Origin of the sequence: Verrucosispora sp. WMMA2121, assembly GCF_027460185.1 — a bacterium.
Classification (GTDB): domain Bacteria; phylum Actinomycetota; class Actinomycetes; order Mycobacteriales; family Micromonosporaceae; genus Micromonospora; species Micromonospora palythoicola.
This window is the reverse complement of the sequence record NZ_JAPZBH010000006.1, coordinates 3,449,328-3,473,991: the sequence shown is the minus strand read 5'-3', so window position 1 is coordinate 3,473,991 and position 24,664 is coordinate 3,449,328. Positions and strand designations below refer to the sequence as shown.

Here is a 24,664-nt window from a genome sequence, read left to right as displayed (position 1 = left end):
CCGGCGGCCGGATGGAGCCCGGGACGGACGCGTACCTGGCCGCCCCGGGCCGCCCTCAGTGCGGGCAGGTGTCGCGGTACTCCTCGATCGCCAGGCCACTCGGACCCGGGCAGAGGAACTGCTCGTACCGGGTGTCGTCGTCGACGAACCGCTTCAGCCAGGCCACCATCTGCTTGGCGGTGGGGGTGTTGACCGTGTTGGGGAAGAAGTGGCCCTCGCCGTTGAGTTCGAGGTAGGCCTTCTCCGTCGAGGCCGGGATGCTGTTGTAGAACGGCTCGGAGTGCGACGAGACCGAGGCCACCGTGTCGTACTCGCCGCCGACGATGAGCGTCGGCACCCGCAGGTTCGACCAGTTCTTGTCCAGGTTCCACGGCGCCAGGGGCACCGCGGCCTGCAGCGACGGCCGGCTCGCCGCGGCCTCCAGGCTGCCGCCGCCGCCCATCGAGTGTCCGGCCACGGCCAGCCGACTGGCGTCGATCCGGCCGCGCACCGAACTGCGCTCGGTCAGGTAGTCCAGCGCGGCCAGCAGTTGCCGGCCCCGACTGCTCGGCTGGTCGAACCGGGTGATGGTGTCGATGCCGATGACCACGAAGCCGTGCGAGGCGATCCGTGGGCCCAGCCAGTCCAGGCTCGACCAGGAGGCGGTGTAGCCGGGCGAGATGGCCACCGCGCCGAAGGTGCCGGCCGTGGTGGTGGTCGGGTAGTAGATGACGCCGCCACCGAAGCCGCTGACCAGTGAGGAGACGCTCGTCGACGAGGTGGCGAAGGGGCCGCGGCTGGCCTCCAGGATCGCGTTCGTCGGCGCCGGTCCCCGCTCGTACGGGTTGGCGGCCTGGGCCGGGGACGAGGTGGCGACGACGCCACCGGTGGCCAGGACGGCGGCCATCGCCAGCCGGGCCAGGAGGGAGATGGAACGGGGACGGTTGGTGGTGGTAGATCGCACGTCGGATACTCCCTTTGGTCGGAGTGGTATCGACTGCGATCAGTGTTTGCGGCGCTCCGCCAGCACCGCATCGGCAAAATCACCAGTCCCGGCGGCGCCGGTGGAGCGCGATCGCTCCACCGGCGACGCCGGCGGCCTCACTGGACGGTGCAGAGGGTGCCGTTGAGCCGGAACGCGGTCGGTGTGACGTTCGGCCCGCTGTACTCGCCGACGAAGCCGGCACTCGTGCCGCCCTCGGCGGGTATCCGACGGTTGCCGTCGGTGCCGGTGACCCGGACGGTGGTACCGACCTGTTCCCAGGTCGCGCTCCAGCCGCTGCCCACCCGCTGCCACGTCGTCGGCCAGGTCCAGGTCAGCGTCCAGCCATCGATCGCGGTGTCCGAGTTGTTGACGATGTCGACGTTCGCCACGTAGCCGTTGCCCCAGTCCGTGGTCCGGGTGAAGCGGACTCCGCAGCTGCTGGTGGCCGGGCTGCCGGTGGTGAAGGTCAGCGGCGGCGACGCCCACGAGACCCGGCCCGCGGTGTCCCGGGTCAGCACGTTGACCGTGTACCTGCGCCCGGGGACGAGGTTGTCCACGGTGAGCGAGGTGTCCGAGGTCTCGCCGAGCTGCTCACTGACCGCGCCGTACTGCCGGTGCACCTCGTACTTGGCGATCGGGCTCGCGCCCCGGGTCGCCGCCGGCCAGGAGATCGTCGCCGTCCGGTCGGTGACGTCGGTGGCCGTGGGTTGCCCCGGGGCACCGGGCCGCCCGGCGCCCGGGTCGGCCGATGCCACCACGAGCGTGGTCAGGGAGTACGGCGGCAGCGTCCGACTGGACGCGCTGCCGGAGCGGCTGGTGGTGATGGCGGTGGCCCCGTTGGTGTGGGTGTGCACCGTCGGCTCCCCACCCGACGGGGCGAAGCCCGCGTAGTCGATGTCGACCTCCCGGGCGTTGTCCGGATCCCGGTTCACCAGCAGCACCGCGACCTCGCCGTTGGTCCGGCGTACCGCGTGTGCGGCCACCAACGGCTCGTCGCTGGCCGCCCGGATGAACTGGTCGCCGGTACGGGCGAAGCGGCTCATCATGGACAGTCCGTGGTACGCGGCGAAGGGCGTGTTCAACGGCGGCTCGCAGACCGATCCGTCCGAGGTGCAGGTGCCGCTGGAGAGCATGCCGAAGTCGCCGTAGTCGGTCTGCCCGGCCACCGTCGACACCTGCCCGATGCCGTTGCGCACGTTCCACCAGTGAACGGTGAACACGCCGTTGGCCAGCAGTCCGCTGTACGCGTCGGCGAGGAACAACGCGGCCGGCTGGCTGGTCATCCCCTGGGAGGTGACGTTCACCTCGGTGAGGCTGATGCCGATTCGACCGGAGTCCGGCCCGGCGTACCTGGTGATCTGTTCCCGCAGCAGGTGGACCGCGTCGGTGATGTGGCTGGTGCGGGGCAACGATTCGGCGGCGCTGCCGCCCGGGTACCAGTGCACGTCGACAAAGTCGATCTTCTGGCCGGCGATGGACAGCACGGTCTGGTTCCACGGGCCCGGGTCGGCGCCCGCGGTCAACCCGTCGGGCCAGTTCGCCGGCATGGTGAGCACCGCTCCGACCTTGATGCTCGGGTCGACGGCCTTCATCGCGTCCGCGTACTCGACCACGAGGTTCGCGTAGTAGGTGGCGCTCTTGTCGGGGTGGTGGTCGGCCTCCCACGCCGACCCGTAGTGCCCGTTGCCGTAGTTCTCGTTGCCGACCGTCCAGTACCGGGCGTCGTAGCCCTTCGTCACGTTGGCGTACCGGACCCACTCGGCCGCTTCCTCCGGCGTGCCGGTGCCGTAGTTCGCGATGATCATCGGCTGGGCACCGGCCCGCCGCACGCCGGCCATGAAGGTGTCGAAGTCGGTGCCGGGGGCCACGTAGCCACCGGGCGCGGTGTGGTCCCGCCAGTGGTAGATGTCGGCGTAGGAGCCGCCGGGATAACGCATCATCTGCACACCGGCCGCCCGCAGCAGATCCGAGGTCTCGGTGGTGCCCAGCTGCGAGTCCCAGATGGCGTGGTTGACGCCGAGCGCGGTGTCGGGCACGGTGGCCAGCCCGGCCCGCGCGTTCACCGTCACCGCCACCGGCGTGGTGGCCGCCGCGGCGCTGGGCTGGTCGACGCCGACGAGTGCGGCGCTGCCGAGCAGCAGGCCCACCGCGACAAGGACGGGCGCGCGTCGGGCCGGTCTCCGGGGTGGGGCCAGGGGTCGAACTCCGTGCCGGTTCGAGATTTCCATGATCTTCCTTCGCGGTCACGCGGAGGTCCACCGGTCCCGAGCCCGACATGTCGGGCTCGGGACCGGTGGAACAGAGACGAATCCGTCCTCGGCCGTCGTCCCCCGGAACCGTGGCGGCTCCGGTTGCCCATCGGGCGACGGTCACTCACACGCGCGACAACGCATCGGCGTCCAAGAATCCCACAGCGACGGGCCCGGCTCAACGCCCGGTTCACTGCTCGGAACTAATAGTAAGGTTTATGAACAGTAGGTGTTACCATCATGCCCGTCGATGGTCGTTCCGCCCTTCGACGTCCCCTCCCCTCGGAAAGGAGTGATCGCATGTCGAGATGGCGCGCCCTGGCCGCGTTCGCGGCACTGACGCTCACCGGCGCGCTGCTGGCGGTCATCCCGTCGACCGCCGCCTCCGCCGCAGCCTGTGCCGCCGGGTGGCGGTCCACCGCGGTCTACACCTCGGGCATGCAGGCGTCCCACAACGGCCGCAACTACCAGGCGAAGTGGTGGACCCAGAACGAGGCGCCGCCCGGCACCACCGGAGTCTGGCAGGACCTCGGCGCCTGCGGCGGCAGCACCCCGCCGCCCACCGGCGGCACCTGCAACCATCCGAACCGGACCGCCGGCACCTGGTACCCGGCCGGCAGCATCGTGCGGTACACCAACGGCCAGTACTACATCGCCGAGCACGACAATCCCGGCTACGACCCGATCATCAGCACCTGGTACTGGGACCCGTACACCTGCTCGGGCACGCCACCCACCAGCAACCCGCCGCCGACCAACCCGGGTGGCTTCGTGGTCAGCGAGGCCCAGTTCCACCAGATGTTCCCGAACCGCAACTCCTTCTACTCGTACGCCGGACTGGTCAACGCGCTCAGCGCCTACCCGGCGTTCGCCCGCACCGGCAGCGCCACGCTGCAGCGGCAGGAGGCGGCGGCCTTCCTGGCGAACGTGTACCACGAGACCGGCGGCCTGGTGCACATCGTGGAGCAGAACACCGCCAACTACCCGCACTACTGCGACGGCGGCCAGCCGTACGGCTGCCCTGCCGGGCAGGCCGCGTACTACGGGCGGGGACCGATCCAACTGAGTTGGAACTTCAACTACCACGCGGCCGGCAACGCCCTCGGGCTGCCGCTGCTGACCAACCCGTGGCTGGTGCAGAACGACGCCGCCGTGGCCTGGAAGACCGCCATCTGGTACTGGATGACGCAGAACGGGCCCGGCACGATGACCGCGCACAGCGCGATGGTCACCGGGGCCGGTTTCGGGCAGACCATCCGCAGCATCAACGGCTCGATCGAGTGCAACGGCGGCAACCCCGCCCAGGTGCAGAGTCGGGTCACCCGGTACCAGCAGTTCGTGGGCATCCTCGGGGTGCCCGCCGGAGCGAACCTCTACTGCTGATCCCCGGCTCCGGCGCCGCCGCCCACCGTGGCGGCGCCGGACCGGTCAGCCGACCTTCGGGGTGGCCCGGTCGATGATCGCGGCGAAGTCGACGCCGGCCGGCAACGTGCCGTAGGCATGTCCCCGGTCGCCGCCCAGCCGGGACGCGCAGAAGGCGTCGGCCACCCCCGGGTGGCCGTGACGCACCAGCAGCGCGCCCTGCAACACCAGCGCCAACTGTTCGACCACCCGACGGGCGCGTACCTCCAGATCGGCCGGATCGGCCAGGGCGGCCCGCACCTGACGGACCGCCGCGTCGAGCCGGGCGTCGGCGCCCGCGGCGGCGTCCACCTCCGACTGGAACGCCGCCATCACCTCGGGCTGGCCGGCCAGCGCCCGCAGCACGTCCAGCGCGGCCACGTTCCCGGAGCCCTCCCAGATGGAGTTCAGCGGCGACTCGCGGAACAGTCGCGGCATCCCGGACTCCTCCACGTAGCCGTTGCCGCCCAGGCACTCCAGGGCCTCCGCGGCGTGACCGGGCCACCGCTTGCAGACCCAGTACTTGCCCACCGCGAGGGCGATCCGCTTGAACGCCGTCTCGGCCGCGTCGCCCCGGGCGGACCGGTCGGTCGCCCCGGCCAGGCGCATCATCAGCACGGTGGCGGCCTCGGACTCCACCGCCAGGTCGGCCAGGACGTTGCGCATCAGCGGCTGGTCCACGAGGTAGCGACCGAACGCCCGCCGGTGGGCGGCGTGATGGGTGGCGGTGACGACACCGTGACGCATGCCGGAGGCCGCGCCGATCACGCAGTCCAGCCGGGTCAGGTTCACCATGTCGATGATGGTGCGCACGCCCCGGCCCTCGTCGCCGACCCGCCAGGCCACCGCCTCGGCGTACTCCACCTCGGCGGAGGCGTTCGAGCGGTTGCCCAGCTTGTCCTTGAGTCGCATCAGCCGCATCGGGTTCCGGGTGCCGTCGGGCAGCACCCGGGGAACCAGGAAGCAGGTGAGCCCGCCGGGCGCCTGGGCGAGGGTGAGGAAGAGGTCGCACATCGGCGCCGAGGTGAACCACTTGTGTCCGACCAGCCGGTAGCTGCCGTCGGGCGTCGGGCGCGCCGTGGTGGTGTTCGCCCGCACGTCCGACCCACCCTGCTTCTCGGTCATCGACATGCCCGCCAGCAACCCCCGCTTGCGCTGCGGCTCCCGCAGCCCGAAGTCGTAGCTGCGGGCGGTGAGCAGCGGTTCGTAGCGGGCGGCCAGGTCGGGGGCGTGCCGCAGCGCGGGCACCGCCGCGTACGTCATCGAGATCGGGCAACCGTGACCGGCGTCGGGCCGCCAGACGTGGAACTTCGCGGCCCGGGCCACGTGCGCGCCGGGCCGCTCGTCGGCCCAGGGCGCGGCGTGCAGGCCGTGCGTCACGGCGGTACGCATCAACTCGTGCCAGGAAGGGTGAAACTCCACCTCGTCGACCCGGTGCCCGTAGCGGTCGTGGGTCCGCAGCACCGGCGGATGGTCGTTGGCCAGCCGGCCGTGCTCGGCGGCCTGTTCGGTGCCGGCCAGCCGGCCGAGTTCGCGCACCTCGGCCGTTGCCCAGTCGGCGCCCTCCCGGGCGAGCGCGTCGAGCAGCGCGGGCTCGTCCGCCGTGTCGTGGCCGACCAACGGCGGCACCTGGTTGAACACCTCGTGTGTGCTCACGACGGAACTCCCAACGCGCGATGGATGAAGGTGGTCAGGCCGCCGATGGTGTCCGGGCCGGCGACACCGGCGGCCAGTGGGCCCACCATCGCCTCGGCCAGCGCGCCGACCACGGCGGTGGAGGTCAGTTCGGGATCCTGCGCCGGCAGTTCACCGCCGGCCACGCCGTCGGCGATGTAGCCGGCCAGCAGCGCCGCGTGGGCCCGCCGGAAGACCAGCCGCTGCGCCTCCACCGCCGGATCGACCGGCTCGGCGAGCAGGGCGTACGCCAGCCGTGGTGACCGTAGTGCCCGGCCGGCGAAGGTCTCGATGACCGCGCGGACCCGCGCCGCGGCCGTACGCTCGGCCGCGGCGGCCCGGGTGACGGCGTCGACCTCGCGCTGGCTGGCGGTGCGGAAAACCTCGGCGAAGAGGTCGGCCTTGGCCGGGAAGTGCCGGTAGACGCTGCCGGTGGCCAGCCCGGCCCGCGCGGCGACGGCGGCCACCGAGCAACCGGCGTAGCCGTGCTCGGCCAGGATGCCGGTCGCGGCGGCCACGATGCGTTCCCGCGAGGCGGTCAGCCGCGCCTTCACCCGCTCGGTGCTCCGGTAGGCCACCAAAGGATTGAACCATCATTCATTTCTTGCCGGCAAGCACTCGCCCGACGACCGGTACCGCCGCACGGCACGGTCCGCGCCGGGTGCGCCTCAGGTGGCTCCGGTCACAGGTCGTACGCCTGCGCGAGTTGCTTGCGCAGCGCCTCGACGAATGGCCGCAGCTCGGCATCGAGGGAGGCCGCTTCGTCGGGAGTCACCACGACCGAGGCGTCCCGGTGGGGCATTCCCGAGATCACCTGGTGCCGCCGGCCCGGCGCCGGATGGCTGGCGAGCAGTGACGCGTGCTCGCGGATGGTGAGCTGACGCAGCATCGGCAGCCGCACTGCCTGCTCCGCACGGGTGGTGGCGATGGCCCGCCGCCAGACGTCCATCGCGACCCCCGGCGTTGGATGCGCGCTGACGAGAGGCGCCAGCACAGGCGACAACGCCAAGACGTCGATCATGCTGAGAGCCGCGCTGCTGCCCGCCGCACTCGCCGCCATCGCGTCGGCACGCACCTCCGCTCGACGCCCCTCCCGGGCGTCGAGCGTGTTCATCGCGAGGTGTACGACGAACAGCAGCCAACTGACGACACCTCCGACCAGTTGCCAGAGTGTGTAGACGAGGGCGTAGATGCCCGCCACGTCCCTGTCGTGCGCGTCCCCGTGTGGCGGCCGGGTCGCGGTCGCGAGCATGCCGAAGAAGGTCCGGGCCGGCTGCGTGAGGAGACGACGGCGTGAGTCGGCCCAGCGGAAGTGTCCGAGTTCGTGACCGATCAGTGCCACCATCTCCTGCGGCGACAGGCACACCAAGAGCGGGACACCGAGCAGCAGGACTCGGGTCCTGCGTGCCCCGACGACTGCCGCCGCGGCGTTCCACTCGTCGTTGAGCACGATGATGTCGGGCTTCGGTGCGCCGACAGAGTCGCCGACCCGTTCGACCAGACGGTGCAGCGCCGCCTGCCGCTGCGGAGTCAACCGGTAGGCGCCGCTGACCACCTGTCGGACGCTGCCCAGGCGGGGACGCAGCGCGTAGGCAACGGCGGCGAGCAGCAGCGGCAGAATCAACGGGCCCACGCCGTCGACCAGCAGCCACACGGCGGCGGCCAGCGCACCTACCGGAAGAAGCACCAGCACGAACGAGACCAGCCCGAGCAGCAGGAAGGCAGGCGTCAGCCAGGAGTGGGAAGCACCCAACTGCGTGGCCATCTGGGCCAGGCGGCGGTCCGCCCGGAACCCGGCACGACGATCGAGCCGTTCGAGAGACCGGCCGAGACGGCCGACGGCACTCGAAGCGGCGACGCCGAGATTCCACTCACAACGCCCGCACCAGGGTGGCTGGTCGACGACGGTCCACAGCTCGGTGCTGGCGCAGTTCGGGCAGGAGCCGACCCGCGGCTCGGACAGGATGCGGTCACGCGCGATGGGCACCGCGACAGTGTGATCAACTGCTATGTCCCCGTCAACGGCGCACCATCGCCGGGCTTCGGCGGGTACCTGCCAGCGGGCGCTTCAGGTCAGCGGCTTGGCGAACCAGTGGTGGGCGTACGGGTTGTCGTTGTAGCGCGGAATCTCCTGGTAGCCCTCGGCGCGGTAGAGCCGCATGGCCTCGGTAAGGGTGCGGTTGGTGTCGAGGCGGATGCTGACGGCGCCGGCCGCCACGGCGTGCCGCTCCAACTCGCCGAGCAGGCGACGCCCGACGCCGAGCCCGCGCACCGACGCCGAGACCCAGAGGCGCTTGATCTCGGCGGGCTCCCCCGGGGACAGCCGTAGCCCACCGCAGCCCACCGCCTCGGTCGAGATGGTGGCGATCAGGAAGAGCCCGGCCGGAGGCACGTATTCCTGCTCGTCGGCGCCGCCCTGCCCCAGCTCGAAGCCGGCGTCGAACCGGGCGGCGAGTTCCCGCGCGTACGCGCGCAGGCAGGCGCGGGCCCGCGGCTCGCCGGGATGGCAGGGTTCGATGGTGACCAGCGACGCCATCAACAGGCGTTCGACCTCGGCCATGGCGCGGGTGAGCCGGGCGCGTTGGCCGTCGGTGAGCGGTGCGAGGACCGACCAGGCCAGTTCGTCGGACCTGCCGTCCAGCAGGTGCCACTCGGCGCGGCCGGCGTCGGTGAGCCGGACGGTCCGCACCCGACCGTCCCCCTCAGCGGGCCCCACCATGACGAGGCCCGCGCCCTCCAACGTGCGCAGCAATCGGCTGAGGTAGCCGGCGTCGAGATCCAGCCGGGTCCGCAGGGCCGCGACCTCGGCACCGTCGAGGCCGATCTCCCAGAGCAGCCGCGACTGCGCCAGGGGCCGATCGCGGGCGAGATAGCTGTCGTCAAGCGCGCCAACGCGCTGGGTCACCGTGCGGTTGAAGCGCCGCACCACGTCCACGAGTGCACGATCCACGATTGCTGACTTTAGTCAGATATTAGGGCGACGGACACCCGCCGGGGCCGAGCTGCCGGACGAGCGGCACAGGGTCGGTACCGCCAGGGACGCCCAGTACGTACCCGGCACCGTCGCCCGGTCACCACTCGCCGCCACCACCATGAACCCCCGTCGCCGACCGCCCGGCCGGTCTCGGTGGAGCGCCGGCCGGCTGCCTTCGGCACCCTCCGACCGCGACCCGGTCGGGAGTCAATTCGGGTCGCCCCGCCGGACCCGTTCCCGACGTCTTGCGGTAGCCATAAAGGGCCGCGTATGTTAGCGATAACATCGACAAACATGGCGGCAGTCGTCACCGCAGCGAAACCCGCGCCGGGTCCGGACGACGCGCGCTGCACGCCACGCGTCGACGTCATCGCACCGTTCCTCGCCGCCCGGTAGGCCACCACCCCCGCCGGGTCGGGCGGCGCTCCCCCACGCCACCACGGAGGTCGTGATGCCCTACCCGTCCCTCAACCGTCGCCACCTGCTCCGGGCCGCCGGCGCGGCCGCCGTCGCCACCGCCGTCGGCCCAGCACTGGCCAACGGCACCGCCAGTGCCGCGCTGCCCCCGGCGCGGCCCGACCTCGGCGTATCCGCGTACGCCTTCGAGCCGGGCCAGGTGCGGTTGACCGCCAGCCGCTGGCTGGACAACCAGAACCGCACGGTCAACTACCTGCGCTTCGTCGACGTCAACCGGCTGCTCTACAACTTCCGCGCCAACCACCGGCTGTCCACCGCCGGTGCGGCGGCCCTGGGCGGCTGGGAGGCCCCCAACTTCCCGTTCCGCACCCACTCCCAGGGGCACTTCCTGAGCGCCTGGTCGTACCTGTGGGCGGTGCTCGGCGACACCACCTGCCGGGACAAGGCCAACCACATGGTGGCCGAGTTGGCCAAGTGCCAGGCCAACAACGGTGCCGCGGGCTTCAACACCGGCTACCTCAGCGGCTTCCCCGAGTCCGACTTCACCGCCGTGGAGAACCGCACGCTGAACAACGGCAACGTGCCGTACTACGCCATCCACAAGACCCTGGCCGGGCTGCTCGACGTGTGGCGGTACATCGGCAACAACCAGGCCCGCGACGTCCTGCTGGCGTTCGCCGGCTGGGTGGACTGGCGCACCAGCCGACTGAGTTCGGCGCAGATGCAGGCCATGCTGGGCACCGAGTTCGGCGGGATGAACGCCGTGCTGACCGACCTGTACCAGCAGACCGGCGACGCCCGCTGGCTGACCACCGCCCAGCGGTTCGACCACAACGCCGTGTTCAACCCGCTGGCGGCCAACTCCGACCAGCTCAACGGGCTGCACGCCAACACCCAGGTACCGAAGTGGATCGGCGCGGCCCGCGAGTTCAAGGCCACCGGCACCACCCGGTACCGGGACATCGCCAGCAACGCGTGGAACATGACGGTGAACGCGCACACCTACGTCATCGGCGGCAACAGCCAGGCCGAACACTTCCGGGCGCCCAACGCCATCGCCAGCTACCTGCGCAACGACACCTGCGAGGCGTGCAACACGTACAACATGCTCAAGCTGACCCGGGAGCTGTGGCTGCTCGACCCGAACCGGGTCGCGTACTTCGACTTCTACGAGCGGGCGCTGCTCAACCACCTGATCGGGGCGCAGAATCCGGCCGACAACCACGGCCACATCACGTACTTCACCCCGTTGAACCCCGGCGGGCGACGGGGCGTCGGGCCGGCGTGGGGCGGCGGCACCTGGAGCACCGACTACAACTCCTTCTGGTGCTGCCAGGGCTCGCAACTGGAAACCAACACCACCCTGATGAACTCGATCTACTTCCACAACGACACCACGCTCACGGTGAACCTGTTCATGCCCTCGGTGCTGACCTGGTCGCAGCGCGGCATCACCGTCACCCAGAGCACCACCTACCCGGTCAGCGACACCACGACCCTCACCGTGACCGGCGACGTCGGCGGGTCGTGGACGATGCGGATCCGCATCCCGGCCTGGACGCAGGGCGCGACGATCAGCGTCAACGGTGCCGCGCAGAACATCACCACCACCCTGGGCACCTACGCCACCCTCACCCGATCCTGGGCCTCCGGCGACACGGTCGCGGTACGCCTGCCGATGCGGGTGATCGTGCAGCCGGCCAACGACGACCCGAACGTGGTGGCCCTGACCTACGGCCCCGCGGTGCTCTCCGGCAACTACGGCAACACCGCGCTCTCCGCCCTGCCCGCCCTGGCCACCACCTCGGTCAACCGCACCAGCACCTCGGCGTTGGCCTTCACCGCCACCGCCAACGGCGCCACGGTCAACCTGATCCCGTTCTACGACGCGCACGGGCACAACTACACCGTCTACTGGAACGCCAACGGCCAGTCCCCGGGCGCCGGGACGGCGACGTTCCGGCTCGCCAACGTCGCCAGCGGCCTGGTGCTCGGCATCGAGAACATGTCCACCGCCGACGGGGCGCCCGCGTTGCAGTGGGGCGACAACGGCACCGCCGACCACGACTGGCAGCTGGTCGTCGACGGCAACGCGGTGAAGTTCCGCAACGCCAACAGTGCCAAGGTGCTCGGCGTGCAGAACATGTCGACCGCCGACAACGCGCAGGTGCTGCAGTGGTCCGACACCGGCACGGCCGACCACCGGTGGACGATCGTGGACGTCGGCGACGGGTCGCACAAGATCCGCAACGGGCACACCGGTAAACTGCTCGCCACCCTGAACGGCTCCACCGCCCAGGGTGCCCGCGTGGTGCAGGATCCGGACAACGGCACGCCGGACAACCAGTGGCGGTTCGTGCCCAACGGCGCCCGTCGGATCCAGAACCTGGCCACCGGTCTCGTGCTGGGCGTGCAGAACATGTCCACCGCCGACGGCGGACTGGTGATCCAGTGGGGCGACACCGGCACCGCCGACCACCTCTGGACCGCGATCGTGGACAGTGGCGGCTACCTGCGGCTGCGCAACTCCCACAGCGGCAAGGTGCTCGGCGTGGAGAACGGCAGCAGCGGCAACGGCGCCCGGGTGGTGCAGTGGGCCGACAACGGTGCGGCCAGCAACCGGTGGCGGCTGCGGTACGCCGCGAACGGCTACTTCAGGATCCAGTCCGCCAACGGCGGGCGGGTCCTCGGCGTCACCGGTGCCTCCTCCAGCCAGGGTGCCCAGATCGTGATCTGGGACGACAGCGGCGCAGGCGACCACCGTTGGCGTTTCATCTGAGCTGACCCGTCGTCACCGAGGCCGCCGGGCACCACCCACGGGTCGTGTCCGACGGCCTCGGCCGTCGTCCCGGACCACCCATACATCCACCATCATCGCTTGAGCATGTTATCGATAACATGCTAGCTTCGGGGCAAGGAGCAACGGGCACGCTCCTGTTCGAGGCCACCGGGCCGAGGCGGTCACCCCGCCGACCCCCGCCCGGCGGCCTGTCCGGGCCGCACCCGCGAGACGCCGCGCGCTGTCAATCCGCGCGGAAGGGCACGCCTCGACGGATCTTCGCGCACCTCGGAGAACGGCCGCCGTCATCGGCGACCGGCACACCTCGACTCACCGCGCAATCCGTGCGATCCGCGTTCGGGTCGACTCACCGCGCCCGTTTCCGGGAGATCCGGGCCCGGGTTCACGGCAATCGACAGCGGATTCGCGGCGGCACGCCGAACCACCACCATCGAAAGGGCACGTCGATGAGAACCAGAACCACCGCAGGCAGGGGCGTGGGCGTCCGGCCGCGTACCGTGCTGATGTCCGTCGCGGCCGGTGCCGCGCTGCTCGTCTCCACCGCGCTGGTCGCGCCCTCCGCACACGCCGCCGCCAGCACCCTCGGCGCGGCGGCGGCGCAGAGCGGCCGCTACTTCGGCGCCGCCACCAACTCGTTCCAGCTCTCCAACTCCGCCTACGCCACGATCCTCAATCGCGAGTTCAACTCGATCGTGGCCGAGAACGAGATGAAGTGGTACGCCAACGAACCCCAGCAGAACGTCTTCAACTTCAGCGCCGGTGACCGCCTCGTCGCACACGCCCGGGCCAACGGGATGTCCGTACGTGGTCACACCCTGCTCTGGCACGCGCAACAGCCCGGCTGGGCGCAGAACCTGTCCGGCACCGCGCTGCGCAACGCGGCGATCAACCACGTCACGCGGGTGGCCACCCACTACCGGGGACAGATCCATTCGTGGGACGTGGTGAACGAGGCGTTCGCCGACGGCGGCAGTGGCGCACGGCGGGACTCGAACCTGCAACGCACCGGCAACGACTGGATCGAGGCGGCCTTCCGCGCCGCCCGCGCCGCCGACCCTGGCGCCAAACTCTGCTACAACGACTACAACACCGACGGCATCAACGCGAAGTCGACCGGCATCTACAACATGGTGCGCGACTTCAAACAGCGCGGCGTACCCATCGACTGCGTCGGCTTCCAGTCCCACCTCGGCACCACCCTCGCCAGCGACTACCAGGCCAACCTGCAACGCTTCGCCGACCTCGGCGTGGACGTGCAGATCACCGAGCTGGACGTCGCCCAGGGCGCCAACCAGGCGAGCATCTACGAACGGGTCACCCGGGCCTGCCTGGCCGTGACGCGCTGCACCGGTATCACGGTCTGGGGAGTCTGGGACGCCGCCTCGTGGCGAGATGACAACCCGCTGCTGTTCGACGGCAACGGGAACAAGAAGCCCGCGTACACCTCGGTGCTCAACGCGCTGAACAGCGTCAGCGGACCGAACCCGACCACCGCGCCACCGACCACCACCGCGCCCCCGCCGGGCGGCGGTGGCTGCTCGGCGTCGGTGTCGCTGAACTCCTGGAACGGCGGCTTCGTGGCCACCGTCCGGGTCACCGCCGGCAGTGCCGCGATCCGCGGCTGGACCGTACGGATCACGCTGCCCGGCGGGGCGGCGGTCACCGGCACCTGGAGCGCGCAGGCCAGCGGCAGCACCGGGACGGTGAATTTCGCCAACGTCAGCTACAACGGCCAGGTCGGCGCGGGCGGTAGCACCGAGTTCGGCTTTCAGGGCACCGGCGTCGGCCCATCCGCCACCCCCACCTGCACCGCCACCTGACCACTCCCCCACCCACCCACCCCACCCCGGCCCCACCCACCGGTTGATCAAGAAGTTCTGGTCGCGTCCAGCACGAAATCCGACGCGAACTTCTTGATCACCGCGCCGAGGGGGCCGGGCGGTGGGGTGGGTGGGTGGGGTGGGGTGGGGTCAGCGGCGGGGAGGTGGGCCTACGCTTCGGCGGGCCACCAGGGTCGGGGCGATGGTCCGGCGCAGGGCACCGCCGCTCACCGACTCGATCTGAGTGAGCAGCATCTCCAGGCTCGCCCGCGCCACCGCGCCGAAGTCCGGTCGCACGGTGGTCAGCGGCGGAATGAAGTAGGCGGCCTCGGGCACGTCGTCGAAGCCGACCACGCTGATGTCGTCCGGCACCCGGCGGCCGTGCTCGTGCAGGGCGCGCAGCACTCCGAGGGCCAGGTGGTCGTTGGCGGTGAAGACGGCGGTGACGTCGGGCATTCGGGCCAGCATCTGCCCACACCGGTAGCCGGCTGCTGCGGACCAGTCCGCCGGCACCAGCGGCGGGATCTCCGCCCCGGCCGAGGTCAGGGCCTCCCGCCACCCCTCGATGCGGCCGGCGCTGTCGAACCAGTCCGACGGGCCGGAAACGTGCCAGACCGTACGGTGGCCGGCGTCGAGCAGGTGCTGGGTGGCGGCCCGGGCGCCGGCGGCCTGGTCAACGGTCACCAGCGGCATCGGTCGGTGCGGATCACCGTCCACGGTCACCAGCGGCACGTCCTTGGGTAGGCGCTCCAGCGCCTCGCCCGCCGACTCCACCGGCGCGATCACCACGATACCGGCGACCCGGTGCGCCAGATGCCGCTCGACCACCGCGGAAATCGACCGATGGTCGAGGTCACGCACGCTACCCACACTGACCGCGAAACCGGACTCGGCGGCCGCCTGCTCCAGCGCGGCCAGTAGCGAGGCCGGACCGTAGAGGGTGGTGTTCTGCGCGACCACGCCGATCACCTGGGATCGGCCGGTGACCAGCGCACGGGCCGCCCGGTTCGGCCGGTAGCCGAGCTCGGCGATGGCCGCCTGGACGCGCAGCCGGGTCTGCTCCCGCACGTTCGGGTGCCCGTTGAGCACGCGTGAGACCGTCTGGTGGGAAACACCGGCGAGGCGGGCCACGTCCGTCATCGCAGGATCGCGTACGGCCATCTCACACTCCCCGCAATCCAGTCATCGCCGCAGCCCGTCGGCGATGACTGGCACGGCTCAGGTACAAAGATCCCCTCGCGCGGTGCCCACGCCGGCCGTGCCGTCCGGGTGGAGAGCGCTAGATCACGCACAGTCTAGCGCCAGCAGCCGCCCCGGTGACCGCCGGGCCGACCGCAGCTTCCGGCAGGGCCACCTGTTAGCGGTCACACGCGTTACTTCTCTGTCGGGTCGGCTGCGCGTGTCAACACTTCGGTGAGGCTGCACGAGCGGCAACGGACAATTTACAGGCATAGATGATAGCGATAACATTCCTGTCATCGGAACGGCACCTGCCGACACGGCGCGGCGGGAGCCGTGCGGGGCCCGGGACGGCGTGACGACCGGCGACATCCGGGCCTGGCACATCGGCGTCCCGGAGGACTGCACGCGTACGTGGGCGGCGTACGCCGGATCCGCGCGGAGTTCCACCCGGCCGCCCCCGCCGCACGCCGCCACGCCGGCGGCCGCACCGACCACCACACCGACACAAGGAGGAATCCAACGTGCGTAGCGCGAGAAGGTGGCTGACCGCCGCCCTCGGCATCCTGACGGTGACGCTCGCCGCGAGCTTCGCCGACGGGGTCGTCTCCCCCAGGCCGGCGCAGGCGCTGAACAACGGCGTCGCCCGCACCCCGCCGATGGGCTGGAACACCTGGAACACGTTCGGCTGCAACATCAACGAGACCCTCATCCGCCAGATGGCCGACTCGATCGTCAACCACGGTCTGCGCGACCTCGGGTACAAGTACGTCGTCGTCGACGACTGCTGGTTCAACCCGGACCGGGACGCGCAGGGCAACCTCCAGGCCCACCCGCAGCGATTCCCCAGCGGCATGAAGGCCCTCGGCGATTACCTGCACTCCCGCGGCCTGCTGTTCGGCATCTACCAGGGCCCCCTGGACCAGACCTGCGCCCAGTACTTCGACTCCTTCCCCGGCTCCACCGGCAGCCTCGGACACGAGTACCAGGACGCCCGGCAGTTCGCCGCGTGGGGCGTGGACTACCTCAAGTACGACTGGTGCTCCCCCACCGGCACCATCAACGACCAGGTGGCGCGGTTCAGCATCATGCGCGACGCGCTGGCGGCCACCGGCCGGCCGATCGTCTACAGCATCAACTCGAACAGCATCCACGAGAAGACCGGGCCACAACGCAACTGGAGCGACGTGGCGAACCTCTGGCGGACCACCGAGGACATCACCAACACCTGGGACAGCGGTCAGACCAACGGCTACCCGATGGGCATCCAGAACATCGTCAACGTGAACGTGCCGCTGGCCGGTTACGCCGCGCCGGGCGGATTCAACGACCCGGACATGCTGGAGGTCGGCAACGGCGGCATGAACGACACCGAGATGCGCAGCCACTTCGCGCTGTGGGCGATGATGGCGGCGCCGTTGATGATGGGCAACGACCTGCGCTCGGCGAGCGCCGCGACGCTCGACATCCTGCGCAACCAGCACCTGATCGCGATCAACCAGGACACGTTGGGGTTGCAGGCCGTGCAGGTCTCGCACGACGGCACCCGGCGGATCCTGGCCAAGCGGCTAGCCAACGGTGACGTCGCGGTCGCCCTGTTCAACCAGGGCAACTCCACCACGACGATCTCCACCACGGCGGCGGCGATCGGCAAGACCGGCAGCTCGTTCACGTTGCTCAACGCGTGGACCGGCGGCACCTCCACGACCACCGGGACCATCTCCGCGAGCGTGCCGGCACACGGCACCGTGGTGTACCGGGTCAGCGGCGGCGGCACCACCAACCCGCCGGTCCCGAGCACCTTCCGGCTGCGCAGCGAATCGGCCGGGCGCTGCCTCGATCTCGACAACTCGAACACCGCCAACGGCACCGGAACCCTGATCTGGGACTGCCACGGCAACCCCAACCAGCAGATCACCCAGAACGGCCAGACGTTGCGGATCCTCGGCAAGTGCCTGGACGTGCCGACGAACGCGACGAACGGCACCCGGGTGCAGGTCTGGGACTGCAACGGCGGCACCAACCAGCAGTGGACGTTCAACGGCAACGGCACGGTGAGCAACGGCCGCTTCCCCTCGCTGTGTCTGGACGTCAACGGCGCCGGTACGGCCAACGGAACCGCGGTCATCCTCTGGTCCTGCCACGGCAACACCAACCAGCGGTGGAGTCGGGCATGAGCACCACGGCGCTCCGGCGCTTCGTCGCCGTGCTCGCGAGCGTGGCCTGCACGATCGCCCTGCTACCCGGCCTCGCGCGGGCCGACAACCCGATCGTCCAGCACATCTACACCGCCGACCCGGCACCGATGGTGCACGACGGTCGGGTCTACCTCTACACCGGACACGACGAGGACGGCTCCACCTACTTCACCATGCGTGACTGGCGGGTCTTCTCCTCGGCCGACATGGTGAACTGGACCGACCACGGCACGCCGATGAGCCTGGCCACCTTCGCCTGGGCGGACGCCAACGCCTGGGCCGGGCACGTCATCGCCCGCAACGGGAAGTTCTACTGGTACGTGCCGGTCCGGCAACGCTCGAACGGGCAGATGGTCATCGGGGTCGGGGTCGCGGACAGCCCGACCGGGCCGTTCCGGGACGCACTCGGCCGTCCACTGGTCGGCAACGGCGAGATCGATCCGCACGCGTTCATCGACGACAACGGTCAGGCGTACCTGTACTGGGGCAACCCGAACCTGTGGTACGTGCGGCTCAACCCCGACATGATCTCGTTCTCCGGCGGTCCGACCCAGATCCCGCTCACCACGGCGGGCTTCGGCACCCGGACCGGAAACGCCAGCCGGCCCACCCTCTACGAGGAGGGGCCGTGGGTCTACAAGCGCAACGGGCTCTACTACAACGTGTTCGCGGCGGAGTGCTGCTCGGAGTTCATCGGCTACTCGACGGCACCCGGACCGACCGGTCCGTGGACGTACCGGGGAACGGTGATGCCCCGGCAGGGCTCCAGCTTCACCAACCACCCCGGCGTGATCGACTTCGCCGGTGGGTCGTACTTCTTCTACCACAACGGTGCGCTGCCCGGCGGTGGCGGGTACACCCGGTCGGTCGCGGTGGAGAAATTCACCTACGGCTCCAACGGGACCATCCCCACCATGAACATGACCACCGCCGGGGCACCCCAGGTCGGCACGTTGAACCCGTACGTGCGCCAGGAGGCGGAGACGATCGCCTGGGGTTCCGGTATCGAGACCGAGCCGTCCAGCGAGGGTGGCATGAACGTCGGCTGGATCGACAACGGCGACTACATCAAGGTCAAGGGGGTTGCCTTCGGCACCGGAGCGACCACCTTCTCCGCGCGGGTCGCCTCGGCCACCAGCGGTGGCCGCATCGAGGTACGGCTGGACAGCGCCAGCGGCCCGCTCGTCGGCACCTGCACGGTGGCCGGCACCGGCGGATGGCAGACCTGGACCACCACCAGTTGCGGGGTGAGTGGCGCCACCGGTACGCGCGATCTCTACCTGCGTTTCGCCGGCGGCAGCGGCAGCCTGTTCAACGTCGACTGGTGGCAGTTCGCCGGGGGTGGCAGCGCCCCGACGGCCTACCGGATCGTCAACCGCAACAGCGGGCAGGTTGTCGACGTCCAGCAGCCGAACCTCGACAACCTCGCGGTGATCGGTCAGTGGAGCAGCAACGGCAACGCCTGGCAGCAATGGCGCTTCCTCGACGCCGGCAACGGCAACGTACGGCTGCAGAGCGTGCACAGCGGCAAGTGCGTCGACGTACGCGACGTCTCCACCGCCGACGGTGCGCAGATCATCCAGTACACCTGCCACGACGGCCTGAACCAGGTCTTCACCTGGCGATCGACCGGCGACGGCTACCACCAGCTGGTCAACGTCAACAGCAACAAGTGCCTGAACGTGGTCGGCGGCTCCACCGCTGCCGGTGCCGCCCTGGAGCAGCGTACGTGCGGCTCCGCGGCCAGCATGCAGTGGTCCCGCGCCGCCTGAGCCACAGGTAGCGGAGAACGGACGGGTGCCGGGTGGGATGTTTCCCACCCGGCACCCGCATGTCCCCCGGCTGCCGGCGGCGGCAATCGCCGGACCGGAGGAGGGACCTGCCGCTCGCTCGGCGGGCGGGCGGCAGGCCCCGGTCTCTGTGGGTGTCGACCGGTCCGGCACCGGTACGGCGCCGGACCGGTCAACCGTCACCTCACGGCGTGGCCAACTCGAAGCGGCGCACCGTCACCGATCCACCCAGCGCCTGGGTGGCGTAGTTGAAGATGGCGAACCGGTAACCCATGAAGAACGTCCAGTTGTTGTTCAGCGTCAACGCGTTGCCCAGCGGGACGAAGTTGACCCCGTCGGTGCTGTACGAGAAACGCGCCTGCCGACCGGAGCCGGGCCGGATGTCGGCGTTGGCCCGCAGCCAGATCCGTCCGCCGGAGACCGCGGCGCTGGCGATCTCGCTGCCGGTGCTGCTGGTGTCCCAGTTGCTGTTCATGTTCAGCCCGTTGGTCATGACCACCCGGGTGGCACCGTTGTCCCGTCGGACGCCGATCCACGCCGAGACGTCGCGCAGCATGGCCAGGCCGGCGCGATCACCGTCGCGCATCGTCGAGTAGTCGATCTCGACCGTGCCGGTCGAGGTCGGCCCCTGGATGCGGTGGGTGACCGTGTTGCGTGCGCGGTAGAGGTCGTTGGTCACGGTGGCGGTCTGCAGCCGAAGCCCGTTGTTCACCGACCACCGGCTGTTGTCGGGGTTGTGGTTCCACTCGTACTGCGGACCGAGGGTGGTGCCGGCGAACGTGTCGACGCCGGTGAGCGGCTTGACCGGGCGCAGCGGCAGCGGGTTCGGGTAGTTGACCCCCCAGGCGCCGTTGACCGTCTGCACCTGCGGCCAACCGTCCGCGGTCCAGGTGATCGGCGCGAGGGTCGGCATCCGGCCGCCCGGGTACGCGTCGGTGAAGGCCATGTAGTACCAGGAACCGTTCGGCAACTGCACCAACCCGCCCTGGTGCGGCACTCCGCCGCCGGAGATCGGACCCCGCATGTCGAGCAGCACCTGGCGCTGCTCGTACGGGCCGAACGGGCCGTTGGTGGACTTGAGCACGTACTGGCCGTTGGCCGGGCGGGTCAACCAGATGTAGTACGCGCCGTTGCGCTTGTAGAAGCGTGCGCCCTCCAGGGTGCCGATGCTCGACGGGGTCTGGTAGACCTGCTGGGCCCGGACCTGGCTGCGGCCGTCGGCGGAGAGCTGCGCGACGCTGATGGTGCCGTTGCCGTACGCGACGTACATGGTGTCGTTGTCGTCGATGAGCATCCCCGCGTCGTAGTAGCACTGCGGCAGGGTGGCGTGCCGGCTCCAGGTGCCGTCGACGGCCGTGGCGGTGTAGATGTGGGTCTGGGCGAAGTTGATGCACCCGGCCCAGTAGTAGGTCTGGTTGCTCGGCCGGTAGTTAAGCGTGGAGGCCCAGATGCCCTCCACGTACGCCTGCTGCCCGGCGGGGAGGTCGTACTTGGTGCCGAAGTCCAGCCGGGGGACCGAGTGTCCGGCGAACTCCCAGTTCACCAGGTCGTACGAGCGCAGGATCGGGGCACCGGGCGAGTAGTGCATGGTGGACGCGGTCATGTAGTACACCTCGCCGACCCGGATCACCTCTACGTCGGCGAAGTCCTGCCAGACGACGGGGTTGGTGAAGCTGCCGCCGGGGGGCGGGTCGGTGGGGGGGCCGCCGTTGCCGACCTGGACCAGTTGCCACTGCTGGTTGGCGCCGCCCCAGTCGTCGTACTGCACGATGTTGCCGCCGTCGGCGGTCGAGGCGTTCTGCACCTCCATCACCTTGTTGGAGTTGCGGTTGATCAGACGCACGTAGCCGCCGGCCGAGTCGGCCAGCCGGAACTGCTGGTTGGTCCCGTTGTGGTCGCTCCACTGCACGATCGACGCGCCGTTGGCGGTGGAGAAGTTGTAGACGTCGAGCACCTTGCCCGAGTGCCGCGACTTGAGCCGGTAGTAGCCGCCGCCGGAGTCGACGAACTGCCACTGCTGATGGTTTCCGTCGTTACGCGACCACTGGGTGATCCGGGCCCCGTCGTTGGTGGCCAGGTTGTAGACGTCGAGCGCCTTGCCGCTGTTGCGGTTGACGAGTACGTACCACGCGTTGGTGTCCACCGTGGCCGCGACCGCGGGCGACGGCGCCACCGCGGCGAGGGAGCCGCCCACCACCAGCGCCACCAGGATGGCCGCCGCGCGTGACAGCCAGCCGCGCCGGCCCGGCAGGGTCCGTGGGACCTCACCAATGGCAATCATGATTCTCCTTCAGGATGCGAGCAGAACGAACAGGGCGGTCCGGCTGCGGCCTACGCCGTCGCCGCCGCGGCGCCCTCTGTGATCGCTAACATGACCGCTCCGCCCAAGGGAGAGATCAGGTGACCATCAGTTGTGCAGCGACATGACACGTCCCGGACGGCCACAGATATCGTCCGCCTTCACTATCGACTGTGAGCGATAACACGGCCTTCGTCAAGACGTAACGTCCAGGACTCGCGCGCCGTTCGCGGGAGCTGCTCGCGGTCCCCGGCCGACGGGGTGGCACATCGGCCGGGGACGCCTGCCACGCGCGGGCGCGGGCAGCCGCCGGCATGGCGGACGGGCCACGGTGGGCGGTCCGCCACGCCGGCGTCGGAGGGCGTCAGAAACCCCGGGCGAGCCGGTAGTACGCCTGATTCCAGCGCAGCTCGTCGGCAAACCGCCGGGGATCGGTGTCGGCGTCGATGACGACGAGTTCGGTACGGCTCATCTCGGCCAGGTCGTGCAGCTCCTCGACGCCCACCGCCTGGGACAGCACGGTGTGGTGGGGGGCGCCGGCGGTGATCCACGCCTCGGCGGAGCCGGGCAGGTGCGGCCGCGGCCGCCAGACCGCCCGGGCGACCGGCAGCCGGCGCAGTGGCTGCGGCGGAGACACCACGTCGACCTCGTTCGCGACCAGCCGGAAACGCTCCCCCATGTCCGCCAGGCCGAGCACGACCGCAGGCCCCGGCGCGGCGTCGAAGACCAGCCGGACCGGATCCTCGCGACCGCCGATGCTCAGCGGATGGATCTCCACGTTCGGCACGTCACCGGCGATCGACGGGCACACCTCGAGCATGTGGGCGCCGAGCACCAGTTCCTCACCCGGGGTGAGGTCGTAGGTGTAGTCCTCCATGAACGAGGTGCCACCCTCGGTGCCGACCGCCATCGCCTTGAGGGTGTGCACCAGCACCGAGGTCTTCCAGTCCCCCTCACCGCCGAAGCCGTAGCCGTCGGCCATGAGGCGCTGCACCGCGATGCCGGGCAGCTGACGCAGGCCGCCCAGGTCCTCGAAGTTGGTGGTGAAGGCGCGGAAGCCACCGGCGTCCAGGAAGGTACGCAGGCCCAGTTCCAGCCGGGCGGCGTACCGCAGCGAGTCGTGCCGCTCACCGCCCGGCCGCAGCTCGGCGGCCATTCGGAAGGTGTCGTCGTACTCCTTGACCAGATCGTCGATCTGCGCCTCGGCCACCTCGTCGACCACCCGCACCAGGTCGTTGACCCCGTACGTGTTCACCGAGACGCCGAAACGCAGCTCCGCCTCGACCTTGTCCCCCTCGGTGACGGCCACGTCGCGCATGTTGTCGCCGAATCGCGCCAGCCGCAGCGAGCGCATGGCCGACCAGCCGATCGCCGCCCGGGTCCAGGCGCCGACGCGGGAGACCACGCGAGGATCGGAGACGTGCCCGGCGACCGTCTTGCGGGCCACCCCGAGCCGGGTCTGGATGTACCCGAACTCCCGGTCGCCGTGCGCGGCCTGGTTGAGGTTCATGAAGTCCATGTCGATCTCGTCCCACGGCAGTAGGACGTTGGCCTGGGTGTGCAGGTGCAGCAGCGGCGTCTGCAACGCGTCCAGACCCGAGATCCACATCTTCGCCGGCGAGAAGGTGTGCATCCAGGCGATCACCCCGACCGCCCCCTGCGTCGCGGCATCCCGGCAGGTCCGCAGGATGTCGGCGCTGGTGGTCAGGACCGGCTTCCAGACCACCCGGGCGGGAATGTGCGGCGATTCGTCCAGCAGGGCGGCGATCTGACGGGACTGGTCGGCCACCTGCCGGAGCGTGTCCTCGCCGTACATTGCCTGGCTTCCGGTGAGGAACCAGACCTCGGGTTCAGGGTGTGTTGCCATGGGAGTTGCCTTCCGCGAGAGGGGCGGTCACTTGTAGCGGATGCCGATGAGGCGCTGGAGCAGGATGAACGCGAAGAGCAGGCCTCCGATCACGATCTTGGTCCACCAGGAGTTGAGGCTGCCGTCGAAGGTGATCAGGGTCTGGATCACGCCGAGTACCAGCACACCGAGCACCGTGCCGAAGATGTACCCCGAACCACCGGTGAGCACCGTGCCACCGATGACCACGGCCGCGATCACGTCGAGTTCCATCCCGATGGCGATCAGCGGGGCGCCGGAGAGCGTGTAGAAGGACAGCAGGATCCCACCGATCGCCGCGCACAGGCCGCTGATGGTGTAGACGGCGATCCGGGTACGACCCACCGGCAGCCCCATCAGCAGCGCCGACTGCGGGTTGCCACCGATCGCGTAGACGTTGCGCCCCAGTCGCGTGTACGCCAGCACGTACGCGGCGATCAGCACCACCGCGAACGCGACGAGCACGCTGATCGAGACGAAGTTGCCCCGGGGATCGCCGATCCGGTCCTGCGACATCCTGGTCCAGAACCCGTCGGTGATCGGAATCGACGCGTTGCTGATGAACGTGCACATGCCACGGGCGAAGAACATCCCGGCCAGAGTGACGATGAACGGCTGGATGTCGAAGAAGTGGATCGCGCAGCCCATCAGGAACCCGAGCGTCGGCCCGATCAGCAGGGCGATCACCAGCACCGGCAGCGCGGGCAGGCCGGACTGGAGCAACCACGCCGAGACCATCGCGGTCATCGCCGCCACCGAACCGACCGACAGGTCGATGCCGCCGGTGAGGATCACGAAGGTCATCCCGACCGCGATGACGAGCAGGAAACCGTTATCGATGAAGACGTTGAAGACCACCTGGATGTTGGAGAACGCCCGGTACTGGGACACCCCGATGCCGTACATCACCAGCAGCAGGGCCAGTGTCGCCAGCACCGGCATGTGCCGCCGGGGCAGCTTGGCCCAACTCGGAGCGGAGATCGAGAGACTACTCATGCCGGCACTCCGCTCCGC

General features: G+C 70.0%; 15 protein-coding genes. 5 read left to right on the top strand and 10 right to left on the bottom strand.

The features are described 5' to 3' along the window. Positions 1 to 55: 55 nt before the first annotated feature. On the bottom strand, positions 56 to 886 hold the full coding sequence (locus tag O7605_RS24520; RefSeq protein ID WP_269742741.1) for an alpha/beta hydrolase family protein: 831 nt from the start codon (positions 884 to 886) through the stop codon (positions 56 to 58). A 194-nt stretch (positions 887 to 1,080) separates the two neighbouring features. Continuing rightward, positions 1,081 to 3,192 (bottom strand): cellulose binding domain-containing protein, encoded by a 2,112-nt coding sequence (locus tag O7605_RS24515; RefSeq protein ID WP_269741333.1) that lies wholly within the window; start codon positions 3,190 to 3,192, stop codon positions 1,081 to 1,083. Between the two features lie 321 nt (positions 3,193 to 3,513). On the opposite strand from O7605_RS24515, the gene O7605_RS24510 reads away from it, so the two are divergent. Continuing rightward, on the top strand, positions 3,514 to 4,596 hold the full coding sequence (locus O7605_RS24510; RefSeq protein WP_269741332.1) for a glycoside hydrolase family 19 protein: 1,083 nt from the start codon (positions 3,514 to 3,516) through the stop codon (positions 4,594 to 4,596). A 45-nt stretch (positions 4,597 to 4,641) separates the two neighbouring features. On the opposite strand, the gene O7605_RS24505 is transcribed toward O7605_RS24510, so the two are convergent. The 4 genes from O7605_RS24505 to O7605_RS24490 form a co-directional block, all read right to left on the bottom strand. Continuing rightward, positions 4,642 to 6,270, bottom strand: coding sequence for an isovaleryl-CoA dehydrogenase (locus O7605_RS24505; RefSeq protein WP_269741331.1), 1,629 nt, complete (start codon positions 6,268 to 6,270; stop codon positions 4,642 to 4,644). Further along, positions 6,267 to 6,866, bottom strand: coding sequence for a TetR/AcrR family transcriptional regulator (locus tag O7605_RS24500; RefSeq protein WP_269741330.1), 600 nt, complete (start codon positions 6,864 to 6,866; stop codon positions 6,267 to 6,269). Before O7605_RS24500 ends, O7605_RS24505 begins: the two co-directional genes overlap by 4 nt. Positions 6,867 to 6,970: 104 nt before the next feature. Next, positions 6,971 to 8,275, bottom strand: coding sequence for a M48 family metalloprotease (locus O7605_RS24495; protein WP_269741329.1), 1,305 nt, complete (start codon positions 8,273 to 8,275; stop codon positions 6,971 to 6,973). Positions 8,276 to 8,356: 81 nt separating this feature from the next. Beyond that, on the bottom strand, positions 8,357 to 9,238 hold the full coding sequence (locus O7605_RS24490; RefSeq protein WP_269741328.1) for a bifunctional helix-turn-helix transcriptional regulator/GNAT family N-acetyltransferase: 882 nt from the start codon (positions 9,236 to 9,238) through the stop codon (positions 8,357 to 8,359). Positions 9,239 to 9,713: 475 nt separating this feature from the next. Between O7605_RS24490 and O7605_RS24485 the strand changes: the two genes are divergently transcribed. Together O7605_RS24485 and O7605_RS24480 are read left to right on the top strand one after the other, a co-directional pair. Further along, positions 9,714 to 12,458 (top strand): beta-L-arabinofuranosidase domain-containing protein, encoded by a 2,745-nt coding sequence (locus O7605_RS24485; protein ID WP_269741327.1) that lies wholly within the window; start codon positions 9,714 to 9,716, stop codon positions 12,456 to 12,458. A gap of 467 nt (positions 12,459 to 12,925) precedes the next feature. Next, positions 12,926 to 14,299 carry an endo-1,4-beta-xylanase gene (locus O7605_RS24480; protein ID WP_269741326.1) on the top strand — a complete coding sequence of 458 codons (1,374 nt, stop codon included), beginning with the start codon at positions 12,926 to 12,928 and terminating at the stop codon, positions 14,297 to 14,299. 150 nt (positions 14,300 to 14,449) lie between these two features. Here the strand turns inward: O7605_RS24480 and O7605_RS24475 are convergent, their stop codons facing one another. Next, complete coding sequence (locus O7605_RS24475; protein WP_269742740.1) at positions 14,450 to 15,439, bottom strand: LacI family DNA-binding transcriptional regulator; 990 nt, start codon at positions 15,437 to 15,439, stop codon at positions 14,450 to 14,452. Positions 15,440 to 16,002: 563 nt separating this feature from the next. Between O7605_RS24475 and O7605_RS24470 the strand changes: the two genes are divergently transcribed. Beyond that, positions 16,003 to 17,655 (top strand): glycoside hydrolase family 27 protein, encoded by a 1,653-nt coding sequence (locus tag O7605_RS24470; RefSeq protein ID WP_443083964.1) that lies wholly within the window; start codon positions 16,003 to 16,005, stop codon positions 17,653 to 17,655. After that, positions 17,652 to 19,448: a family 43 glycosylhydrolase gene (locus O7605_RS24465; protein ID WP_269741325.1), complete on the top strand. Its 1,797-nt coding sequence runs from the start codon at positions 17,652 to 17,654 to the stop codon at positions 19,446 to 19,448. The genes O7605_RS24470 and O7605_RS24465 overlap by 4 nt, the downstream gene beginning before the upstream one ends. A gap of 202 nt (positions 19,449 to 19,650) precedes the next feature. Here O7605_RS24465 and O7605_RS24460 read toward each other — a convergent pair whose 3' ends face one another. The 3 genes from O7605_RS24460 to yjfF form a co-directional block, all read right to left on the bottom strand. Next, on the bottom strand, positions 19,651 to 21,747 hold the full coding sequence (locus tag O7605_RS24460; RefSeq protein ID WP_269741324.1) for an RICIN domain-containing protein: 2,097 nt from the start codon (positions 21,745 to 21,747) through the stop codon (positions 19,651 to 19,653). A gap of 382 nt (positions 21,748 to 22,129) precedes the next feature. Continuing rightward, on the bottom strand, positions 22,130 to 23,632 hold the full coding sequence (gene araA, locus O7605_RS24455) for an L-arabinose isomerase (protein WP_269741323.1): 1,503 nt from the start codon (positions 23,630 to 23,632) through the stop codon (positions 22,130 to 22,132). A gap of 27 nt (positions 23,633 to 23,659) precedes the next feature. Continuing rightward, on the bottom strand, positions 23,660 to 24,646 hold the full coding sequence (gene yjfF / locus O7605_RS24450) for a galactofuranose ABC transporter, permease protein YjfF (protein WP_269741322.1): 987 nt from the start codon (positions 24,644 to 24,646) through the stop codon (positions 23,660 to 23,662). Positions 24,647 to 24,664 lie beyond the last annotated feature (18 nt).